Genomic DNA, 17,461 nt, shown 5'->3' on the forward strand with positions numbered 1-17,461 from the left:
ACTTAGCCAATGAGTTCGCTATCTTTATATGACACGCTAACGCGAACCACATCCCCATTTGTTCCGCTAAAAGCTGGCGAAGTCGGCATTTATCTCTGCGGTGCAACTGTTCAGGCACCTCCTCATATCGGCCATGTGCGCTCTGGCGTTAACTTCGACATCTTGCGTCGTTGGTTAACTAAATCTGGTTACAACGTAACTTTTATCCGCAACGTCACTGATATCGATGACAAGATTTTGCATAAGGCTGTGCACGAAAAAGCGCCTTGGTGGGCAGTCGCGATGAAATACGAACGTGCTTTCACCGAAGCTTATGCAGCGCTAAATGTGCAACCTCCAACTTACGAACCACGCGCAACTGGTCACGTCACCCAGATGATCGAGTTAATGACACTGCTTATCGAACGTGGTGCGGCATATGCACCAGGCAATGGCGATGTTTATCTTGAAGTTCGCAAACTTCAATCTTATTTAACGCTTTCTCGCCAGAAGGTTGATGATCTACAACCGGCTGCTGATGCAGATGAGACTTACAAGAAAGATCCACGTGACTTTGCGCTTTGGAAAGCGGCAAAGCCCGGAGATCCATCTTGGCCAACTCCCTGGGGAGCAGGACGCCCTGGTTGGCACCTCGAATGTTCTGCGATGGCACACACTTACTTAGGTGAAGCATTTGATATTCATGGCGGCGGACTTGATTTAATCTTCCCGCACCACGAGAACGAGATCGCGCAGTCGGAAGCTGCAGGTTACGCCTTTGCAAAGCGCTGGGTGCATAACGCTTGGGTGACCGCATCTGGTGAAAAAATGTCGAAGTCGCTTGGCAATTCGCTACAGGTCGCAGAGTTGTTAAAGACAGTGCGCGGTATTGAATTGCGTTGGTATTTAGGCAGTGCGCATTACCGTTCGATGCTTGAGTTTTCACACGAAGCACTTGCCGAATCTGCGACAGCTTTCCGTCGCATCGAAGGTTTCCTAACTCGCGCCACTGAAATCCTTGGTGCGCAGCCAACACCTGTTATTTCTCAAGGTTTTACCGATGCTATGAATGATGATTTAGCAGTGCCAACAGCGCTTGCGGGCATCTCTGAAGCGCTTCGCTTAGGCAATAGCGCAATTACTTCCGGCGATAAAGCGCAGATTTCGCAATCCGCAAATGAAATTCGCGGTGCGCTAGAAATACTTGGTTGCGATCCCTTTGATCCAGTATTTGTGACAAGTGGTGGCGCTGATTTAACAGATGCACTCGATGGCGTGATTCAATTGGCTTTGGCCCAGCGAACAGCAGCGCGCGAACGCAAAGACTTTGCCGCATCAGATCAGATTCGCGATGGATTAGCGGCACTTGGAATTATTATTGAAGACACAGCACAAGGGCCACGTTGGTCTATCTCACAGATAAGCGAGAAGTAAATGGCCGGCACTGCAAAACCTCGTGGCGCAGCTCGATCAAGTTCTAAAAAGGGACCAACTGGTGGCACTGGTGGAAAAAACAAACGTCGCTTAGAAGGTAAAGGTCCAACGCCTAAGGCAGAAGATCGTCCGTACCACGCAGCGGCAAAGCGTAAGAAGGCTGCCGAAAAGAAAGTTTCGCCGCGTACTCGCACTGGTCGAAGCGAACGACCAAAGGGAGAAATTGTTTCTGGTCGTAACGCAGTCCTTGAAGCACTTCGTGCCAGCGTTCCGGCAACCGAGTTAATCGTTGCACGCAGTATCGATGTCGATGATCGCGTCGCTGAATCATTGCAACTTGCGCTGCATCACCAACTTCCGATTCGTGAAGTACACCGTGCAGAACTTGAAGGCATCAACGCTAATAGCCAAGGAATAATCTTGGCGATTAAGCCTTACCAATACTCTTCATTCCAAGAAATTACCGAACGCGCAAACCACCCGATCTTGATTGTGGCACTCGATGGCGTAACCGATCCTCGTAACCTCGGTGCAATTGTGCGAAGCGCAGCAGCATTTGGTGCAGCAGGAGTTGTTATGACCGAACGTCGCGCAGCGGCAATGACCGCATCCGCTTGGAAATCTTCAGCTGGTGCTGCAGCGCGTCTGCCGGTTGCACAAGTAACCAATATGGCGCGCACAATTGATGATGCCAAGAAGCTGGGCTGCTTTGTTATAGGCCTAGATGGCGAATCTGATGAGACTTTGAGCGGTATGAAGGTTGCGAAAGAGAATGTAATGATCGTTGTTGGCAGTGAAGGAAAAGGTCTTTCCCGCCTAGTGCGCGAAAAGTGCGATCTTGTTGTCTCAATCCCAATGCGTGCAACTACCGAATCTCTAAACGCCAGCGTTGCAACTTCAATCGCGCTCTTCTGGGTAGACGAGCAACGTCGCAAGTAAAGGTCACAGATAGATGAAGTACACACGTTTAATTGTCTGTGGAGATTCGTACTCCGAAGGTATGTCCGATGAAATTATCAATGGGCAATATCGCGGTTGGGCCGATCGCCTTGCAGATGTAATGGCGAAGGAGGTAGATGGTTTTAGTTACGCGAATTTAGCCATCCGTGGAAAGTTGTTAAAGCAGGTAATTGATGACCAACTTCCTGTGGCGCTTTCCTATGTAACAGGGCCAGAGACGTTGCTGACTTTTCACGCAGGTGCCAATGATGCGCTTCGCCCAAGTTATAAACCTGAAGTCGCGCAAGCTTTATATGCAGACGCTGTACGTCGCGCCGCCGCATCCGGTGCAACCCTCATGCTCTTTACAGTTTTAGAACGCACGGGAAATACAGGACGTGGTTCAGATGTATGGGCAGCGCGCTTTAGCGAATTCAATAAGATCGTTCGTAAAGTTGGAGCAGAAGTTGGAGCAATTGTTATCGATGCAAATGGAGAGGCGTTCTTTAGCGATAGCCGTTTCTTAGCATTTGATCGTTTACATTTAAATGCCGAAGGCCACCACCGAGTTGCGCAAGCGTTGTTAGAAAAGTTGGGTTACCAATTCGATCCGGCTTGGCGAATTCCACTTCCACCTGCTCAGCAAACTCCCTGGTTAAAGAAGCGCGCAATATCTGCGATCTGGTTCTTTACCTTTGCACTTCCATGGGTCTGGCGCCGTCTTCGCGGAAAATCATCGGGTGATGGACGCACCGCTAAGTACCCAACCCCCACAAGCTGGCCCGTTTAGCCGCTGTCCACCTACCGATTACTCAATATTCACTTAAGCAAGAGAGACTTAGCCCATGCCTGAAGCTGCTCATTTAATTGATCGAGAGCTAAGTTGGCTCTCCTTTAACGAGCGTGTGCTCGAAATGGCTGAAGATAGTTCAATTCCAATTCTTGAACGAGTTCGCTTCCTAACAATTTTTGCATCAAATTTAGATGAGTTCTATATGGTTCGAGTTGCTTCAGTTCTTGGCAAACTTGAATCTAATCCGCACCTGGTTAACTCTGCCGGTTATACCGCAGCTGAATTAATTGCCGCAATCTCAGAGCGAGTTAAAGAGTTAACGCTGCGCCATGCAAACCTCTTTAAGAAAACGATAACCCCTGAACTTAAGAGCCACGATATCGAGATTATTCGCTGGGATGATCTATCCGATGATGAACGAAACCACGTCTCACGTATTTTTAGCGATCGCATCTTTCCGGTACTTACGCCGCTAGCCGTAGATCCATCTCACCCATTTCCATATATCTCTGGGTTATCTCTAAACCTGGCAGTTATCGTCAAGAACCCGAAGAGCTCTGAAGAGTACTTTGCGCGCGTTAAGGTTCCACCGATACTTTCGCGCTTAGTTTCAGTAAGCCCGGCAGCAAATAGCAAGCGCTTTTTACTGCTAGAAGATCTGATTTCAATTCACCTACAAGAACTCTTCCCAGGAATGTTGATTCAAGATCACTACACATTTCGTATTACGAGAAATCAAGATATTGAACTTGAAGATGAAGACACTGAAGATTTACTTGATTCACTAGAGCAAGAACTTGCCCGCCGCCGTTTTGGTCCGCCGGTTCGACTGGAAATTGAAGAAGGTATTGATAAGCACTTACTAGATAAACTCTGCCAGGAGTTAGATATAAACCCTGCAAACGTTCTTTCGCTTCCCGCGCCCTTGGATTTAACCGATTTAACAAAGATTGCAGATTTAGATCTACCAAAGTTGAAGTACCCAGCATTTAGATCAAGAACTGCCGCGGCCCTTAGTGAAGTAGATTCCGAAGAGCCAGATCTTTTCTTTGCCGCGATTCGCCAGGGTGAAATATTGCTCCACCACCCCTATGAATCCTTCACTTCTTCAGTAGTTCAGTTCTTGCAGCATGCCGCACAAGATCCGAATGTGCTTGCGATTAAGCAGACGCTCTACAGAACATCTGGTGATTCACCAATCATTGAAGCACTGATTGAAGCTGCCGAGGCGGGTAAGCAAGTTCTAGCAGTTATTGAAATTCGTGCTCGCTTTGACGAGCAGGCCAATGTGCGCTGGGCGCGAAAGTTAGAAGCAGCTGGTGTGCACGTGGTTTATGGATTGATGGGCCTTAAAACTCATGCCAAACTCTCACTCGTCGTGCGTGATGAATCGCAAGGCCTACGTCTCTACTGCCATATTGGTACTGGAAATTACAATCCAAAGACTGCGCGCTTTTATGAAGATTTAGGAATTCTTAGCGCAGATACTGTTTTAACGGAAGATCTAACAAAACTGTTCAACCAATTATCAGGTTTTGCACCTCACTCAACTTACTCAAGGCTATTAGTTGCTCCACGTACCCTTCGTACCGGCTTGTTAGAAAAAATCGAAAATGAAATCGCAAATGCGAAGGCTGGCAAGCCAGCCGGCATTCAGATGAAGCTCAATTCACTGCTTGATGAAGAATTTGTAGAAGCGCTATATCAGGCATCTTCTGCTGGTGTAAAAATCGATTTAATCATCCGCGGTATATGTGCGATCCGCCCTGGCATTAAAGGTCTATCTGAAAACATTCGAGTTCGATCAATTTTGGGAAGATTCCTTGAGCATTCTCGTATTTATCATTTTGTTAATGGCGGCGATAATGAATACTGGATCGGTAGTTCAGATTTAATGCACCGAAACCTTGATCGCCGAGTAGAAAGCTTGGTGCGTATTGAGCGCCCAGCGCATAAGAGCTCATTGCAAGAGTTAATCGATCTTTCCATCAGCGACGAAACAGCAAGCTGGCACCAGGACGCCGATTCCTGGAAGCGGGTAACGACAGATAAATCAGGTGAGCCTTTGCAAGATTTGCAGGGTATTTACGTAAAGCGTTATCGAAAGGCTAGGCCATGAGTAAAGAAGATGGCGCACCGCTAATCCAAGCCGCAGGCGCTGTTTTATGGCGTAAAAGCTCTGAATCCGAAATCGAGATTGCCGTTATTCACCGTCCTCGTTATGACGATTGGTCACTTCCTAAAGGCAAAGTAGAAAATAACGAATCACATATCGCAACTGCTTACCGTGAAGTTTTGGAAGAGACTGGCTACACATCTACTTTCGGTCCTGAAATTGGCGTAGTTGTTTACAAGCTGGAAGGTGCACCTAAAGAAGTGCGTTACTGGGCGGCGCAAGCAAGCGATATTCAAGAAGGATCTCCTAATCCAGAAGAGGTAGATCAACTCGAGTGGCTTTCACCAAAGCTAGCCAAAGAGCGTCTGACAAATAAAGATGATCGAAAGATTGTTGATTATTTCTTGGAGTTTGGAACAGATACCTTCCCAATCATTTTGTTGCGCCATGCCAAAGCGTTAAAACGTACCGAGTGGAGCGGCGATGATGGCGATCGTCCTCTCGAGCATAAAGGTCAGTTACAGGCAAAGCGCTTGCTCCCAATTTATCTTCCATACGGGATAAAAGAAGTTCACACCTCTGATGCTCTGCGCTGCACCGAAACTGTTGAACCATTGACTCGCGCTATGGAGATAATTCCAATCTTCTCTGCCGATTTATCTGAATACGGGTATGAAAAGGATAAAGAAGTCTCATTGGATTACATTCAAGATTTAATGGATCGTGGTATTCCAGCGATAGTTTGTAGCCATAACCCAATTATTCCTAAGTTGGTTAAGAAATTAGTTGGCAAAAAGTACTTTAAATCAATGGATCGCGAATTGGAGCCAGCCCAAGCAATTATCTTGCATTGCCGTACTGGAGAAGTTATTGCCTGCGATTGGATAGACGAACCCATAGTTTAAAACAAGGTCTAAAACAAGGTCTAAAACAAGGTCTAAATAAAGTTAGCGTTCCATCCAGTCTAGCCAGCGTAAAACAATACCTTCGCGCAGAGCCCAAGGGCAGATCTCAAGTTCATTGATATGCAAACGTTCCATGGTTGTTCGGGCAACAATCGCACCAGCGACAATCTGCCGTGCGCGGCTCTGTGAAACTCCGGGTAGCTCAGCACGTTCCTTATTGGACATCGCCTGAAGCTTCGGAATCATTTTTGTGAGCGAGTTAATCTTTAAATATTTTGGATTGTCATCAAACCAATGTTCGCCAAGACGAGCCAGCGTTCTAAAAGTTTTACTGGTTGCAACGAAGTGATCTGCGATATGTTCCATAATATCTTCGGGTACCGAACTCTTCACTGCCTCAATTACATAATTTTCCAAAGACTTTATCTCTTTAGAAGTGTGTGGATCCGAAGAAAGATATTCACGTGTCAGGCGTGATGCACCAAGTGGCAACGAAACAGTTGCTTCGGCGCTCTCGTCATCACCTACAGCAATTTCAAGCGATCCACCGCCAATATCTAAAACTAAAAGTCTCCCGCTCGACCAACCGAGCCAGCGGCGCACTGCTAAAAATGTCATTCGAGCTTCATCATCTCCAGAGAGCACTTGTAGATCTATATCGAACTTCTTATTGATCTGAAGCAATATTTCTTTTCCATTTTTAGCATCACGTATAGCAGATGTCGCAAATGCCAAGATTTCTTCAGTCTTAAACTCTTTAGCGTGTGAAATTGCATCGGCTATCGCAGTTTCAAGCAACTCAACGCCTTCGGGAGCTATCTCGCCAGAAATGTTTAAATACTCGTGAAGGCGTAGTTCAACTTTTTGATTAGTTGCTGGGCTTGGTCGTGCTCCTGGGTGGGCATCAACTACTTGGAGGTGGACGGTATTAGAACCCACATCTAGAACGCCCAATCGCATGCGGCCAAACCTACCTGTCTAGCGCCCTAATCTCGTTGATTTTTACATTGCGCCAATAACTGCCATAATTACGCCCGTTGCCTTAATCGGTAGCAAGCCTCTCTAGCTCAGTGGTAGAGCAGCGCACTTGTAATGCGCAGGTCGTCAGTTCAATCCTGACGGGGGGCTCTGGAAAGTTTTGACCCGATAGAAGAAGGGGTAACGATGAAAGATTATTCGTTTCCTCACGAACAATTTGATGATCTGCTCGCCGCGAATGCTGAATACACAAAGTCGTTTCAGTACTCCGAATTAACCGGTTCAGCGGCAAAAGGTTTAGCGATCGTAACCTGCATGGATTCTCGTATTAATCCGCTTTCAGTTGTGGGCATGCGATCTGGCGATGCCAAGATCCTACGCAACGCCGGGGCTCGAGTTACAGAGGACGTTATCCGCACCTTGGTGCTCGCTACATATCTTTTAAATGTAAAGCGCATCCTGGTTATGCCACATACCGATTGCGCGATGGCGCGTGGCGATGAAGCAGATATCCATGCGCTGATTGACGAGAAATTCGGCGTCGATACGCGCTCACTTGAATTTCGTACTACGCGTGATCAAAAGGCGGCGCTAGCGGTCGATGTAAACCGTATTCGCGCTTATCCACTTTTGCGTGATGGCGTCACCGTTGCCGGTGCAATTTATGATGTTAAGACCGGAACTATTGTTCCGGTTGATTGCTAACTCGCCGAATCGGCATCTTGGTTACTGGATAATTGAGATCCATTAAGAATTGATGGACAATCGCAATAAATAGCGCTGGTTTTTCCTTAGGTGCAATATGTGATGTTCCTGGAATTATCGCTAACTGGCTTAACTCGACCGCGCGATACATATCGAGGGTGTGTTCGTGAGAGAAAACATCATCATCGCCAGCAATAAAAAGCGTTGGACATTCGATTTTTGCTAATTCTGTAAGAGGGACGTCAGGCTCAGATTCCCAAATCTTTAACATTTTTTTAATTTTTTCATTTTGAGTGTGTGGAGCATCGGGTGAAGTTGCAGCATATTCAGCCTTATCTTCTTCGCTTGGTTCTACAAAAGGAAGATGAGTCACTGCTCCAGACGGGTGGTAGTTAGCCCCGACGAGAATCAGCGATTTAACTAGCTCGGGGCGAGCAATCGCAACCGACATCGCAATGATTCCGCCATCTGACCAACCAATTAAATGTGCGGGCTCTTTGACGACATCTTCTAGATAGGCAATTGCTTCACGGATTTGAAAATCAAAATGAAAAGAACCTGCTTGATCGCCCGTGTAGCCATGTCCAGTGCGATCGTAGGCAAATAAATGAAAATCAGGTTCTAGATCAGGCGTTAAGACATAATCCCAGTGCGAAGTTTGGCTTAAGCCACCGTGCAGAAGTAGAACTGCTTCACCGTTGTTCTCCCATTCGTATGAATAGGTTTGGTGTCCACGTAAATCAATGTAGTCAGGCATGGTTGCTGCTTTGGCTACAGGCTATCCATGATGTGGCGATTGCCGCGGTCGAATGTTAAATAGTTCCAGGTCCAATCGGCGATAGTGCCGATCTTGTTGCGCCCGCCAAGTAAGTAGAACAAATGCAACCACAACCAGGCATACCAAGCTGGAATTCCTGTGATCTGAATGCCTTTAAATTGCACAACTGCTTTGTGGCGACCGATCGTTGCCATTGAACCTTTATCCAAATACTTGAAATCTTGTAGCGCGTGTCCGCGCGCGGCACGCATAATCTGTTTTGCAACCCAACGTCCTTGTTGCATCGCAACTGGTGCAACCATCGGCAAGAAACCACCATCTGCGCCCTTTGCGCTAGAGATATCACCGATCGCCCAAATATGTGGGTAGTGATTAACCTGCAAGTTCTGCGCAACGCTGATGCGGGTTCCTTCAAGTGGCAAGTTAAGTAGCCCACCAGTTGGTTCACCTTTAACGCCGGCTGCCCAGATGGTTACCTCTGATGGAATTACAGATCCATCCTTAACAAGAATCTGACGTGGCTTTACTTGTTGCACAGCGGTATTGAGCAGAACCTTGACGCCAAGTTTCTCTAAATCTTTCTTAGCTCGCGCAGACAACTTTTCGCTAAACATCGGCAAGATTCTTGGCCCTGCTTCAATCAAGTAGATATCGATATGTTCTGCGGCATTTGCCTCATCGTTCTTAAGGGGACCACGTTTTAGCTCAGCAAGAGCACCAGCCATTTCAACGCCAGTTGGACCGCCGCCGACAACGCTAAGTGAAAGTCGGGTCTGATCTTCAAAGCGACAGAGATCCTCAAAACGGCGCATTACCTCAGCGCGAATACCAATTGCTTCATGCACGCTCTTCATACCAAGTGCATGCTCATTTACACCTGTAACTCCGAAATCTGCAGTTGCTGAACCGAGTGCAACGATTAAATGATCGAATTCAAGTACTTCTGATGAATCAAGCTTTACTGATTTGTTTTTGTGATCAACCGAGATTGGGGAACCCATTCGGAATTTCACGCCGCTCTTGCGCAGTGCGCCTCGGACTGGATGCGCCACATGGTCTGCAGCAAGGCCAGCAGTTGCTACCTGGTAGAGCAAAGGCAGAAATGTTTGAAAGTTGTGGCGATCAACAACGGTTACATCGGCGTCTTTCGATAGCGCCTTGGCTGCGGTTAGCCCGCCAAAGCCTGCGCCTAGAATTACGACGCGAGGTCGATTAGAAGAAGCCATGTGCAGAGTCTAGGCTCTCCACCATGAACTCGCAGAACTCAGGGCGTTTGATACTTGTAACTGGCGCATCGGGCTATGTCGGCGGCCGTTTGGTACGCGACCTCGTAAGCGATAAATGCGATGTGCGAATTTTGGTACGCGATGCGCAGAAAGTTGCCGATCAACCGTGGGCTAAGGATGTCAATATCGTTGAAGGCAACGCCACTGTAATTTCAGATTTGGATCGCGCTCTCAAGGGCGTGCATACCGCTTTCTATCTTTTGCACTCTATTAATTTAGGTAAAAACTTCGACGATATTGAATCTGAGATGGCGCGTAATTTTGCAGTTGCTGCAGAAAAGCAAGGCGTTAAGCAGATCGTTTACTTAGGTGGAATTGCTAACGATAAGAACCGTAGCCAGCACTTAGCATCTCGCATGAATACAGGTGCACAGTTAGCTTCAACATCTGTTCCTGTTTTAGAACTTCGCGCTGGAATCATTATCGGTTCGGGATCAGCTTCCTTTGAGATGTTGCGCCACCTAACTCACCGCCTGCCGATTATGACTACGCCAAAATGGGTCTCGAATTTAACGCAACCAATTTCCATCCGCGATGCGCTGTATTACTTGCGTAAAGCTGCTTCACTTGAAAAGCCGGTGGGCAAGGTTTGTGACATCGGCGGCAAAGAAGTTCTCTCTTACGCTGACATGATGCAGAAATTTGCCAAGTTATCTGGCCTGCGTAAACGTTGGATTGTTCAGGTACCAGTTTTAACCCCAAAACTTTCTTCACTATGGATCGGTTTTGTAACGCCAGTGCCAACATCGCTTGCACGCCCACTTGTTGAATCTTTGATTAGCGAAGTAGTTGCAGATCCAGCAAAGAGCATTGACGCAATTATCGCGCCACCACCAGAAGGTTTTATCGATGTCGAAGGCGCAATCACCTTGGCGCTTTCTCGTATTGCAGATCGCGATGTGATTACTCGTTGGTCTGATGCCGCATTTCCAACTGCGCCTTGGCAGAAAGCGCAAGGTGATCCCGAATGGGCGGGTGAAATGGTTCTGCGCGATCGTCGCGAATCAAATACTGAAGCAAGTGCAGCCTCCGTGTGGCAGGCAATTGAAAGTATTGGCGGCGAAAACGGTTACTACGGCGCCGATTTTCTCTGGTTCTTACGCGGTTTATTAGATCGCATCTTCGGTGGAGTCGGACTTCGCCGTGGCCGGCGCGATCCGCTAACTCTGCGCGTTGGTGACAGTTTAGATTTCTGGCGCGTTGAAGAGTTAGAACGCGGTAAGCGTTTAAAACTTTATGCCGAAATGGTTCTGCCGGGAAAAGCTTGGCTTGAATTTAGCGTTATCGATAACGGAACCGATCGCACTGTTGTACAAGAAGCTAGCTTCTCGCCACGTGGTTTAGGCGGTCAGTTGTATTGGTACTTTGTACTTCCCTTCCACATCTTTGTTTTCCCAACGATGATGCGAAATCTGATTCGAAAGGCCAATCGCACCGACCATGCCAATTCACGCCTTTAATTCAGAGGTCGAATCCCTTGCCAACGAGATCCTGGCATACAGCCTGCTGCGCTTAAAAGATGATCCACCGCTAGATGGTCCGCGTACCGCTGAAGATTTATTTCAAGAAGTTGGCAACACCATCACCGCAAAAGGTTTAGGCGGACATGAAGCACTCGAAGTATTTACAAATGTTTTAGCAAAGGCCTGTATCTCAACAGATCACCCGCGCAACTTAGCCTTTATTCCATCTGCACCAACTGAATACTCGAATCTCTTCGACCTAGTTGTTGGTGCCAGTTCACTTTATGGGGGATCTTGGCAAGAAGGTGCGGGCGCAGTCTTTGCTGAAAACCAAGCACTTCGTTGGATCGCAGATTTAGCTGGACTTCCACAATCTGCCGGTGGTGTTTTTGTGCAAGGTGGAACTATTGGAAATCTTTCTGCGCTGGTTGTGGCGCGCGCTGCAGCACGCACGAAATATCCAAATACTTCACGTTGGGCAATTGCCTGCAGTGCAGAGGCTCATTCATCAATTGCTAGCGCTGCACAAATCATGGACGTTGAACTTCTAAAGATTGAGCCAGGTGCTGATCGCAAGATGCATGGCGATGCACTTGGTGCGGCAATTGATCAATTGCATGCCACAACGCAAACCCGCGTCTTTGCTGTTGTTGCAACTGGCGGAACTACAAACCTCGGAATCATTGATGACCTAGCAACAATTGCCGAAGCAACACATGCTCGCGATATTTGGTTCCACGTTGATGGCGCTTACGGTCTTGCAGCGCTTTGTGCACCGTCTGTGCGCGCGAAATTTAACGGTGTAGAACAAGCCGACTCTTTAATCGTTGATCCACATAAGTGGCTCTTTGCGCCATTCGATGCCTGCGCACTTATCTATCGCAATCCAGATCTTGCCAAAGAAGTTCACACTCAGCACGCTTCATATTTGGAAACTTTGCATGATGACACTTGGTCACCGGCGGATTATGCAATTCACTTAACGCGTCGTGTCCGCGGATTACCTTTCTGGTTTTCACTTGCAGCACATGGCACAGATGCTTACACCGAAGCGATGGAGGAAACACTTACCGTGGCTCGCGATGCCGCCGAACTTGTTCGCCAACATCCCAATTTAGATTTGATTCACGAACCTGAACTTTCTATTGTTGCCTTTACTCGCAAAGGTTGGGCGCCAAGTGATTATCAAAAGTGGAGCGATAAATTATTGGCTGATCAGATCGGCTTTATCCCACCATCATCAGATAAAGGCCAATCAATCTTGCGCTTTGCGATAGTTAACCCTTGGACGAAGATCACAGATATATCTATGATCTTGGATACTCTTTAAAATTTAGTAAGGTGTAAATCCCACAATTTCTGCTACTGCTGGTTTAAGATTTACTCCATGTCAGCGCTCGAAAATAATGATGTGCAGGGTTCTTCACTCTCCGACCTCGAAGTACGCATCCTTGATTTCGAGAGCAATTGGTGGCGCTTTGCCGGTGCAAAAGAATCTGCAATTAAAGAGCTCTTTGACCTCACCGCTCCTCGTTACTACCAACTACTCAATGACCTGATCGACCGGGACGATGCCCTAGCGGCCTCTCCAATGCTCGTTAAGCGCCTGCGCCGCCTCCGTGAGGCTCGTATGAGTGCGCGTTCAGCCCGATAACAACCAATTCACCGCCCTCGTTTTGCGACAGGGAATAAGACCGTCTAGATTTGGCGTTAGCACTCTCGGGGTGTGAGTGATAAAACGCCCCCAAATGGCAGAAACTAAATGAGTTACAAACAAGGAGTAATTACATGGCAAAGATGATTGCCTTTAATGAAGAAGCCCGTCGCGGACTAGAACGCGGAATGAACGTTCTCGCCGATGCAGTCAAGGTAACCCTTGGACCTCGCGGACGTAACGTTGTTCTAGAGAAGAAGTGGGGCGCCCCAACAATCACCAACGATGGCGTTTCAATCGCAAAAGATATTGAACTCGATGATCCATGGGAAAAGATCGGCGCAGAACTCGTAAAGGAAGTTGCCAAGAAGACAGATGATGTCGCAGGCGACGGAACAACAACTGCAACTGTTCTAGCTCAAGCACTTGTGCGCGAGGGCTTGCGCAACGTTGCTGCCGGCTCAAACCCAATGGCGCTAAAGCGCGGCATCGAAAAGGCTGTTGCAGCGATCGTTGCAGAGCTTGCCTCGATGGCCAAGAGCGTTGATTCGAAAGAGCAGATCGCAGCTACTGCATCTATCTCAGCAGCCGATGCAACTATCGGTGACATGATCGCTGAAGCGATGGATAAGGTCGGTAAAGAAGGCGTAATCACTGTTGAAGAGTCAAATACATTCGGTCTCGAACTCGAGCTAACTGAAGGTATGCGCTTTGATAAGGGTTACATCTCTCCATATTTCGTAACCGACCAAGATCGCATGGAAGCAGTCCTTGAAGATGCTTACGTATTGATCGTTAACTCAAAGATTTCAAATATCAAGGATCTCGTACCGGTTCTTGAAAAGGTTATGCAATCAGGTAAGCCACTTGCAATCATCGCTGAAGATGTTGAAGGCGAAGCACTTGCAACTTTGGTTGTAAACAAGATTCGCGGAATCTTCCGCGCAGCAGCAGTTAAGGCACCTGGCTTCGGAGATCGTCGCAAGGCGATGTTGCAAGATATTGCAATCCTTACAGGGGCCACAGTTATCTCTGAAGAAGTTGGCTTGAAGCTCGAAACAGCTGGCCTAGAACTTCTTGGTCGCGCTCGCAAGGTTGTTATCAGCAAGGAAGAGACAACTATTGTTGAAGGCGGCGGAGATGACGCACAGATCAAGGGCCGCGTTGCTCAGATCCGTTCTGAAATCGAGAAGTCTGATTCAGATTACGACCGCGAGAAGTTGCAAGAACGTCTTGCCAAGCTCGCAGGTGGCGTTGCTGTAATCAAGGCAGGCGCTGCAACTGAGGTAGAACTCAAAGAGCGCAAGCACCGCATCGAAGATGCAGTACGTAACGCAAAGGCTGCAGTTGAAGAAGGCATCGTCGCTGGTGGTGGCGTCGCGCTCTTGCAGGCTGCTACACAAGCATTTAAGAAGTTAAAGCTTGAAGGCGAAGAAGCAGTTGGCGCAAAGATCGTAGAACTTTCGATCGAAGCTCCACTAAAGCAGATCGCAATCAATGCCGGTCTTGAAGGCGGAGTCGTTGTAGAGAAGGTACGTCACCTCGAAGTAGGTTTCGGACTTAACGCTGCAACTGGCGAATACGTCGACATGATCAAATCTGGAATCATTGATCCTGCAAAGGTAACTCGCTCTGCGTTGCAGAACGCGGCATCAATCGCTGCGCTCTTCATCACAACGGAGGCGGTAATCACCGACAAGCCAGAGAACAAGCCAGCTGCCCCAATGGGTGGCGACGGCGGCGGAATGGATTTCTAAGCTAAATGACAAAAGGGTTCGACGCAGAAGATTTAGCAAGAAGTGCTGCACTTGGCGATGCCGAAAAGCCATCGCAAGTCGGTAACTTCATCTCTGTCGAATTCGATGACGAAGATCGCGTTGCAAGTTATTTATTCGACGCAGATATTCAGGGTTATAAAGGTTGGCGCTGGTGCGTCACTGTTGCAAAGGTAGATGCATCAGCGCAACCAACCGTTTGTGATGTTGTTGTTCTTCCTGGTCCAGATTCACTTATGGCACCAGAATGGATCGAATATAAAGATCGCATCTTGCCTGAAGATATTCAGCCGGGTGTAATTGTGCCAAGCGTTCTAGATGACACTCGTTTAGTCCCTGGTGCAAACGCACTTATTCAAGATGAAGATTTAGATGCGGCGCAGATTTACGAACTTGGTTTAGCTCGTCCACGTGTACTTTCAATTGAAGGTCGCGATCAAGCAAGTAAGCGTTGGTACACAGGCGATCGCGGACCAAATACGCCGCTGGCGCAGAACGCACCAAAGCCTTGCAACTCATGCGGATTCTTTATTCCTATCGCAGGTTCGCTACGCGCCTCATTTGGCGTATGTGCAAATGCGATCGCTCCAGATGATGCCCGCGTAGTTTCAGTCGATCACGGCTGCGGCGCGCACTCTGAAGCCACGCTCCCTAATTAATAGGGGTTCCCGCCCCTCTTTGCTTGCGATAAACTTGGATCCTGCCCGCGCCCCTGCGGCTACACGAGTACTGAAATTCTTATAAGGAGAACGCCATGCCTACAGGTCGCGTTAAATGGTTTAGCCTCGAAAAGGGTTTCGGATTTATCTCAAATGATGAAGGCGAAGATGTTTATCTTGCTGCATCATCTCTTCCAGAAGGCGTTCCTTCGGTAAAGCCTGGCACAAAGGTTGAGTTCAGCATCATCGATAGCCGTAAAGGTCCACAAGCGATGTCGATCCATATCGTTGAGGCACCGGTTTCACTCGCGGAAAATTCACGAGTCAATAACGATGACCTTGCTGCGATGATCGAAGACACAATTAAGATTTTGGATAAAGTCGGAAATGGTTTGCGCCATGGACGTCATCCATCTGGCACCGATGCAGAACGCCTTGGTCGCGTTTTGCGCGGTATTGCTAGCCAGCTAGAAGCTTAAATACTTCTGATCTAAATGCCGCTGCGCGCTGCGCGGCGCTTTGAGTAACGAATACCCCATGCACCAAGTGCTGCACCTGCAACGCATGTCCAAATTAATTTGCTCTCTGCACCTGTGATCGCAAAATATAAAGCTGCGATAACCCACGCAATGGTGCCTAAAGTGATTAGAGTTACGACAGACTTGATTTCTGAATTATTGTTTAAAACCACAAAGGAAGCATACAAGCGATGGCGGTAAAAGCAGACGGTAACTGGCGTTCTTTTCGCCACCGTAATTACCGCATTCTCTTTCCGGCAAATGCCGCATCCAATATCGGCACCTGGGCACAACGCATCGCTCAAGATTGGTTGATTCTGCAGTTAACTGGCAATAGTGGAACATATCTTGGCTTGGTTACCGCGGTGCAATTTGCTCCGGTTCTCTTCTTCTCACTGCACGGTGGTGTACTCGCAGATCGAGTGAATAAACGCAAACTCCTTATTGCAACTAACTTCATCGGCGCACTTTCTTCCCTTGGTTTAGGAATTCTTGTTTTGCTCGGCCAAGTACAGATCTGGCATGTCTTTTTCTTTGCTTTAGCCCTGGGAATTTCTTCAGCGCTAGATGCGCCAATTCGCCAATCATTTACCTCAGAGATCGTTGGCCATTCCGATATCGCCAATGCGGTCAGCTTAAACTCGGCCAATTTCAACGCCGGGCGCTTAGTTGGCCCTGCGCTATCTGGCTTTCTTATCGCGCGCTTTGATACAGGTCCATCATTTGTTATCAACTCAATTACCTATGTTTTTGTCATCTTTGCCTTGATGCAGATGCGCGAATCAGAGTTCTTTATCTCAGAGAAGAAAGAGACGCTCGGGACCATCCGCGAAGGAGTTAATTACGCACTCGCACGCCCTGATCTATATGTCGTAATGCTGGTGGTCTTCTTCGTTGCCACCTTCGGTTTAAATAACCAGATCTTCAACGCACTTATGGCAACTGAAGCATTTGGTAAGGGTCCGGCATCTTTTGGTTTGCTTGGCACGTATCTAGCAATTGGTTCGTTATCAGGTGCGCTATTTTCGGCGCGCCTAGAGAAATTTCGCAAAGCCACCTTTGTTATTAAGTTAGGAATCGTTTTCTCTACCGGGGTAATCATTCTCTCTATGGCGCCAACCTTTACTTGGTATGCGATCTGGTTGCCTTTCGTTGGCTTCTGCGCACTTACCTTGTTGATCACTGCAAATTCGTTGATTCAAGTTAATTCAGATCCAGCGATCCGCGGTCGCGTTAGTGGAATTTACTTACTTATCTTTATGGGTGGAACGCCCTTTGGTTCACCAATTATCGGCTGGCTCGCTGAGGTCATCGGTATTCGTCAAACAATTGCATTATGTGGAGCCACCGCACTAACTGCTTGCCTCATAATTTGGGTTGTCTTTAGAAATAAAGTTAAAGTGCCGAAAGATATTTCGGTTGAAGGCGTACTACCTGCCACCTATGACGATCAGCGCTAATAAACCGATCAAGGTAAGT

General features: G+C 47.7%; 17 protein-coding genes and 1 tRNA gene. 14 read left to right on the plus strand and 4 right to left on the minus strand.

Annotated features, from left to right (window positions below):
* The first annotated feature begins 9 nt into the window (after positions 1–9).
* Genes cysS through A1s21148_RS00575 form a run of 5 tightly spaced genes read left to right on the plus strand, consistent with a single transcriptional unit; the run spans position 10 to position 6,166 of the window.
* Positions 10–1,413 carry a cysteine--tRNA ligase gene (gene cysS, locus A1s21148_RS00555; protein ID WP_095670562.1) on the plus strand — a complete coding sequence of 468 codons (1,404 nt, stop codon included), beginning with the start codon at positions 10–12 and terminating at the stop codon, positions 1,411–1,413.
* Positions 1,414–2,352, plus strand: a complete 939-nt coding sequence (gene rlmB / locus A1s21148_RS00560; RefSeq protein ID WP_095670563.1) for a 23S rRNA (guanosine(2251)-2'-O)-methyltransferase RlmB — start codon at positions 1,414–1,416, stop codon at positions 2,350–2,352. It begins immediately after the preceding gene.
* A 13-nt stretch (positions 2,353–2,365) separates the two neighbouring features.
* Positions 2,366–3,142, plus strand: coding sequence for an SGNH/GDSL hydrolase family protein (locus tag A1s21148_RS00565; protein ID WP_095670564.1), 777 nt, complete (start codon positions 2,366–2,368; stop codon positions 3,140–3,142).
* Positions 3,143–3,197: 55 nt separating this feature from the next.
* The gene (locus A1s21148_RS00570) at positions 3,198–5,264 is read left to right on the plus strand and encodes an RNA degradosome polyphosphate kinase (RefSeq protein WP_095670565.1); all 2,067 of its coding nucleotides are present in this window, start codon (positions 3,198–3,200) and stop codon (positions 5,262–5,264) included.
* The gene (locus A1s21148_RS00575) at positions 5,261–6,166 is read left to right on the plus strand and encodes an NUDIX hydrolase (protein ID WP_095670566.1); all 906 of its coding nucleotides are present in this window, start codon (positions 5,261–5,263) and stop codon (positions 6,164–6,166) included. Before A1s21148_RS00570 ends, A1s21148_RS00575 begins: the two co-directional genes overlap by 4 nt.
* A gap of 42 nt (positions 6,167–6,208) precedes the next feature.
* Here the strand turns inward: A1s21148_RS00575 and A1s21148_RS00580 are convergent, their stop codons facing one another.
* On the minus strand, positions 6,209–7,126 hold the full coding sequence (locus tag A1s21148_RS00580) for a Ppx/GppA family phosphatase (RefSeq protein ID WP_095670567.1): 918 nt from the start codon (positions 7,124–7,126) through the stop codon (positions 6,209–6,211).
* 96 nt (positions 7,127–7,222) lie between these two features.
* On the opposite strand from A1s21148_RS00580, the gene A1s21148_RS00585 reads away from it, so the two are divergent.
* Together A1s21148_RS00585 and A1s21148_RS00590 are read left to right on the plus strand one after the other, a co-directional pair.
* Positions 7,223–7,294 (plus strand) — tRNA-Thr (locus tag A1s21148_RS00585).
* A gap of 36 nt (positions 7,295–7,330) precedes the next feature.
* A complete protein-coding gene (locus A1s21148_RS00590) occupies positions 7,331–7,849 on the plus strand; it encodes a beta-class carbonic anhydrase (RefSeq protein WP_095670568.1) in 519 nt (172 codons plus the stop codon).
* Here the strand turns inward: A1s21148_RS00590 and A1s21148_RS00595 are convergent.
* Together A1s21148_RS00595 and A1s21148_RS00600 are read right to left on the minus strand one after the other, a co-directional pair.
* Entirely contained in the window at positions 7,827–8,606 is a 780-nt protein-coding gene (locus A1s21148_RS00595; RefSeq protein WP_095670569.1) for an alpha/beta fold hydrolase, read from the minus strand. The two genes, A1s21148_RS00590 and A1s21148_RS00595, sit on opposite strands and share 23 nt — an antisense overlap.
* A 14-nt stretch (positions 8,607–8,620) precedes the next feature.
* Complete coding sequence (locus tag A1s21148_RS00600) at positions 8,621–9,853, minus strand: NAD(P)/FAD-dependent oxidoreductase (RefSeq protein ID WP_095670570.1); 1,233 nt, start codon at positions 9,851–9,853, stop codon at positions 8,621–8,623.
* 23 nt (positions 9,854–9,876) lie between these two features.
* Here A1s21148_RS00600 and A1s21148_RS00605 point away from each other — a divergent pair, with 23 nt between their 5' ends.
* The 6 genes from A1s21148_RS00605 (at position 9,877) to A1s21148_RS00630 (ending at position 15,943) form a co-directional block, all read left to right on the plus strand.
* On the plus strand, positions 9,877–11,373 hold the full coding sequence (locus A1s21148_RS00605) for an SDR family oxidoreductase (RefSeq protein WP_095670571.1): 1,497 nt from the start codon (positions 9,877–9,879) through the stop codon (positions 11,371–11,373).
* Entirely contained in the window at positions 11,360–12,706 is a 1,347-nt protein-coding gene (locus A1s21148_RS00610; protein WP_095671777.1) for a pyridoxal phosphate-dependent decarboxylase family protein, read from the plus strand. Before A1s21148_RS00605 ends, A1s21148_RS00610 begins: the two co-directional genes overlap by 14 nt.
* Before the next feature lie 57 nt (positions 12,707–12,763).
* Entirely contained in the window at positions 12,764–13,030 is a 267-nt protein-coding gene (locus tag A1s21148_RS00615; RefSeq protein WP_095670572.1) for a DUF3263 domain-containing protein, read from the plus strand.
* Between the two features lie 134 nt (positions 13,031–13,164).
* Positions 13,165–14,787, plus strand: coding sequence for a chaperonin GroEL (gene groL, locus A1s21148_RS00620; RefSeq protein ID WP_095670573.1), 1,623 nt, complete (start codon positions 13,165–13,167; stop codon positions 14,785–14,787).
* A 5-nt stretch (positions 14,788–14,792) separates the two neighbouring features.
* The gene (locus A1s21148_RS00625; protein WP_095670574.1) at positions 14,793–15,464 is read left to right on the plus strand and encodes a DUF3027 domain-containing protein; all 672 of its coding nucleotides are present in this window, start codon (positions 14,793–14,795) and stop codon (positions 15,462–15,464) included.
* A gap of 95 nt (positions 15,465–15,559) precedes the next feature.
* On the plus strand, positions 15,560–15,943 hold the full coding sequence (locus tag A1s21148_RS00630; RefSeq protein ID WP_095670575.1) for a cold-shock protein: 384 nt from the start codon (positions 15,560–15,562) through the stop codon (positions 15,941–15,943).
* Between the two features lie 11 nt (positions 15,944–15,954).
* On the opposite strand, the gene A1s21148_RS00635 is transcribed toward A1s21148_RS00630, so the two are convergent.
* Positions 15,955–16,155, minus strand: coding sequence for a DUF2530 domain-containing protein (locus tag A1s21148_RS00635; RefSeq protein ID WP_095670576.1), 201 nt, complete (start codon positions 16,153–16,155; stop codon positions 15,955–15,957).
* 18 nt (positions 16,156–16,173) lie between these two features.
* Here A1s21148_RS00635 and A1s21148_RS00640 point away from each other — a divergent pair, with 18 nt between their 5' ends.
* Positions 16,174–17,442: an MFS transporter gene (locus A1s21148_RS00640; RefSeq protein WP_095670577.1), complete on the plus strand. Its 1,269-nt coding sequence runs from the start codon at positions 16,174–16,176 to the stop codon at positions 17,440–17,442.
* The last annotated feature ends 19 nt before the right edge of the window (positions 17,443–17,461 follow it).

It is taken from the genome of Candidatus Planktophila lacus, from assembly GCF_002287925.1.
Lineage (GTDB): Bacteria > Actinomycetota > Actinomycetes > Nanopelagicales > Nanopelagicaceae > Planktophila > Planktophila lacus.

Coding starts and splice junctions, on each gene's coding strand:
- A1s21148_RS00595 (WP_095670569.1), bottom strand. CDS start 8,606: ATGCCTGACTACATTGATTTACGTGGACACCAAACCTATTCATACGAA.
- cysS (WP_095670562.1), top strand. CDS start 10: ATGAGTTCGCTATCTTTATATGACACGCTAACGCGAACCACATCCCCA.
- A1s21148_RS00580 (WP_095670567.1), bottom strand. CDS start 7,126: ATGCGATTGGGCGTTCTAGATGTGGGTTCTAATACCGTCCACCTCCAA.
- A1s21148_RS00565 (WP_095670564.1), top strand. CDS start 2,366: ATGAAGTACACACGTTTAATTGTCTGTGGAGATTCGTACTCCGAAGGT.
- A1s21148_RS00570 (WP_095670565.1), top strand. CDS start 3,198: ATGCCTGAAGCTGCTCATTTAATTGATCGAGAGCTAAGTTGGCTCTCC.
- A1s21148_RS00605 (WP_095670571.1), top strand. CDS start 9,877: ATGAACTCGCAGAACTCAGGGCGTTTGATACTTGTAACTGGCGCATCG.
- A1s21148_RS00625 (WP_095670574.1), top strand. CDS start 14,793: ATGACAAAAGGGTTCGACGCAGAAGATTTAGCAAGAAGTGCTGCACTT.
- A1s21148_RS00575 (WP_095670566.1), top strand. CDS start 5,261: ATGAGTAAAGAAGATGGCGCACCGCTAATCCAAGCCGCAGGCGCTGTT.
- rlmB (WP_095670563.1), top strand. CDS start 1,414: ATGGCCGGCACTGCAAAACCTCGTGGCGCAGCTCGATCAAGTTCTAAA.
- A1s21148_RS00600 (WP_095670570.1), bottom strand. CDS start 9,853: ATGGCTTCTTCTAATCGACCTCGCGTCGTAATTCTAGGCGCAGGCTTT.
- A1s21148_RS00640 (WP_095670577.1), top strand. CDS start 16,174: ATGGCGGTAAAAGCAGACGGTAACTGGCGTTCTTTTCGCCACCGTAAT.
- A1s21148_RS00615 (WP_095670572.1), top strand. CDS start 12,764: ATGTCAGCGCTCGAAAATAATGATGTGCAGGGTTCTTCACTCTCCGAC.
- A1s21148_RS00630 (WP_095670575.1), top strand. CDS start 15,560: ATGCCTACAGGTCGCGTTAAATGGTTTAGCCTCGAAAAGGGTTTCGGA.
- A1s21148_RS00590 (WP_095670568.1), top strand. CDS start 7,331: ATGAAAGATTATTCGTTTCCTCACGAACAATTTGATGATCTGCTCGCC.
- groL (WP_095670573.1), top strand. CDS start 13,165: ATGGCAAAGATGATTGCCTTTAATGAAGAAGCCCGTCGCGGACTAGAA.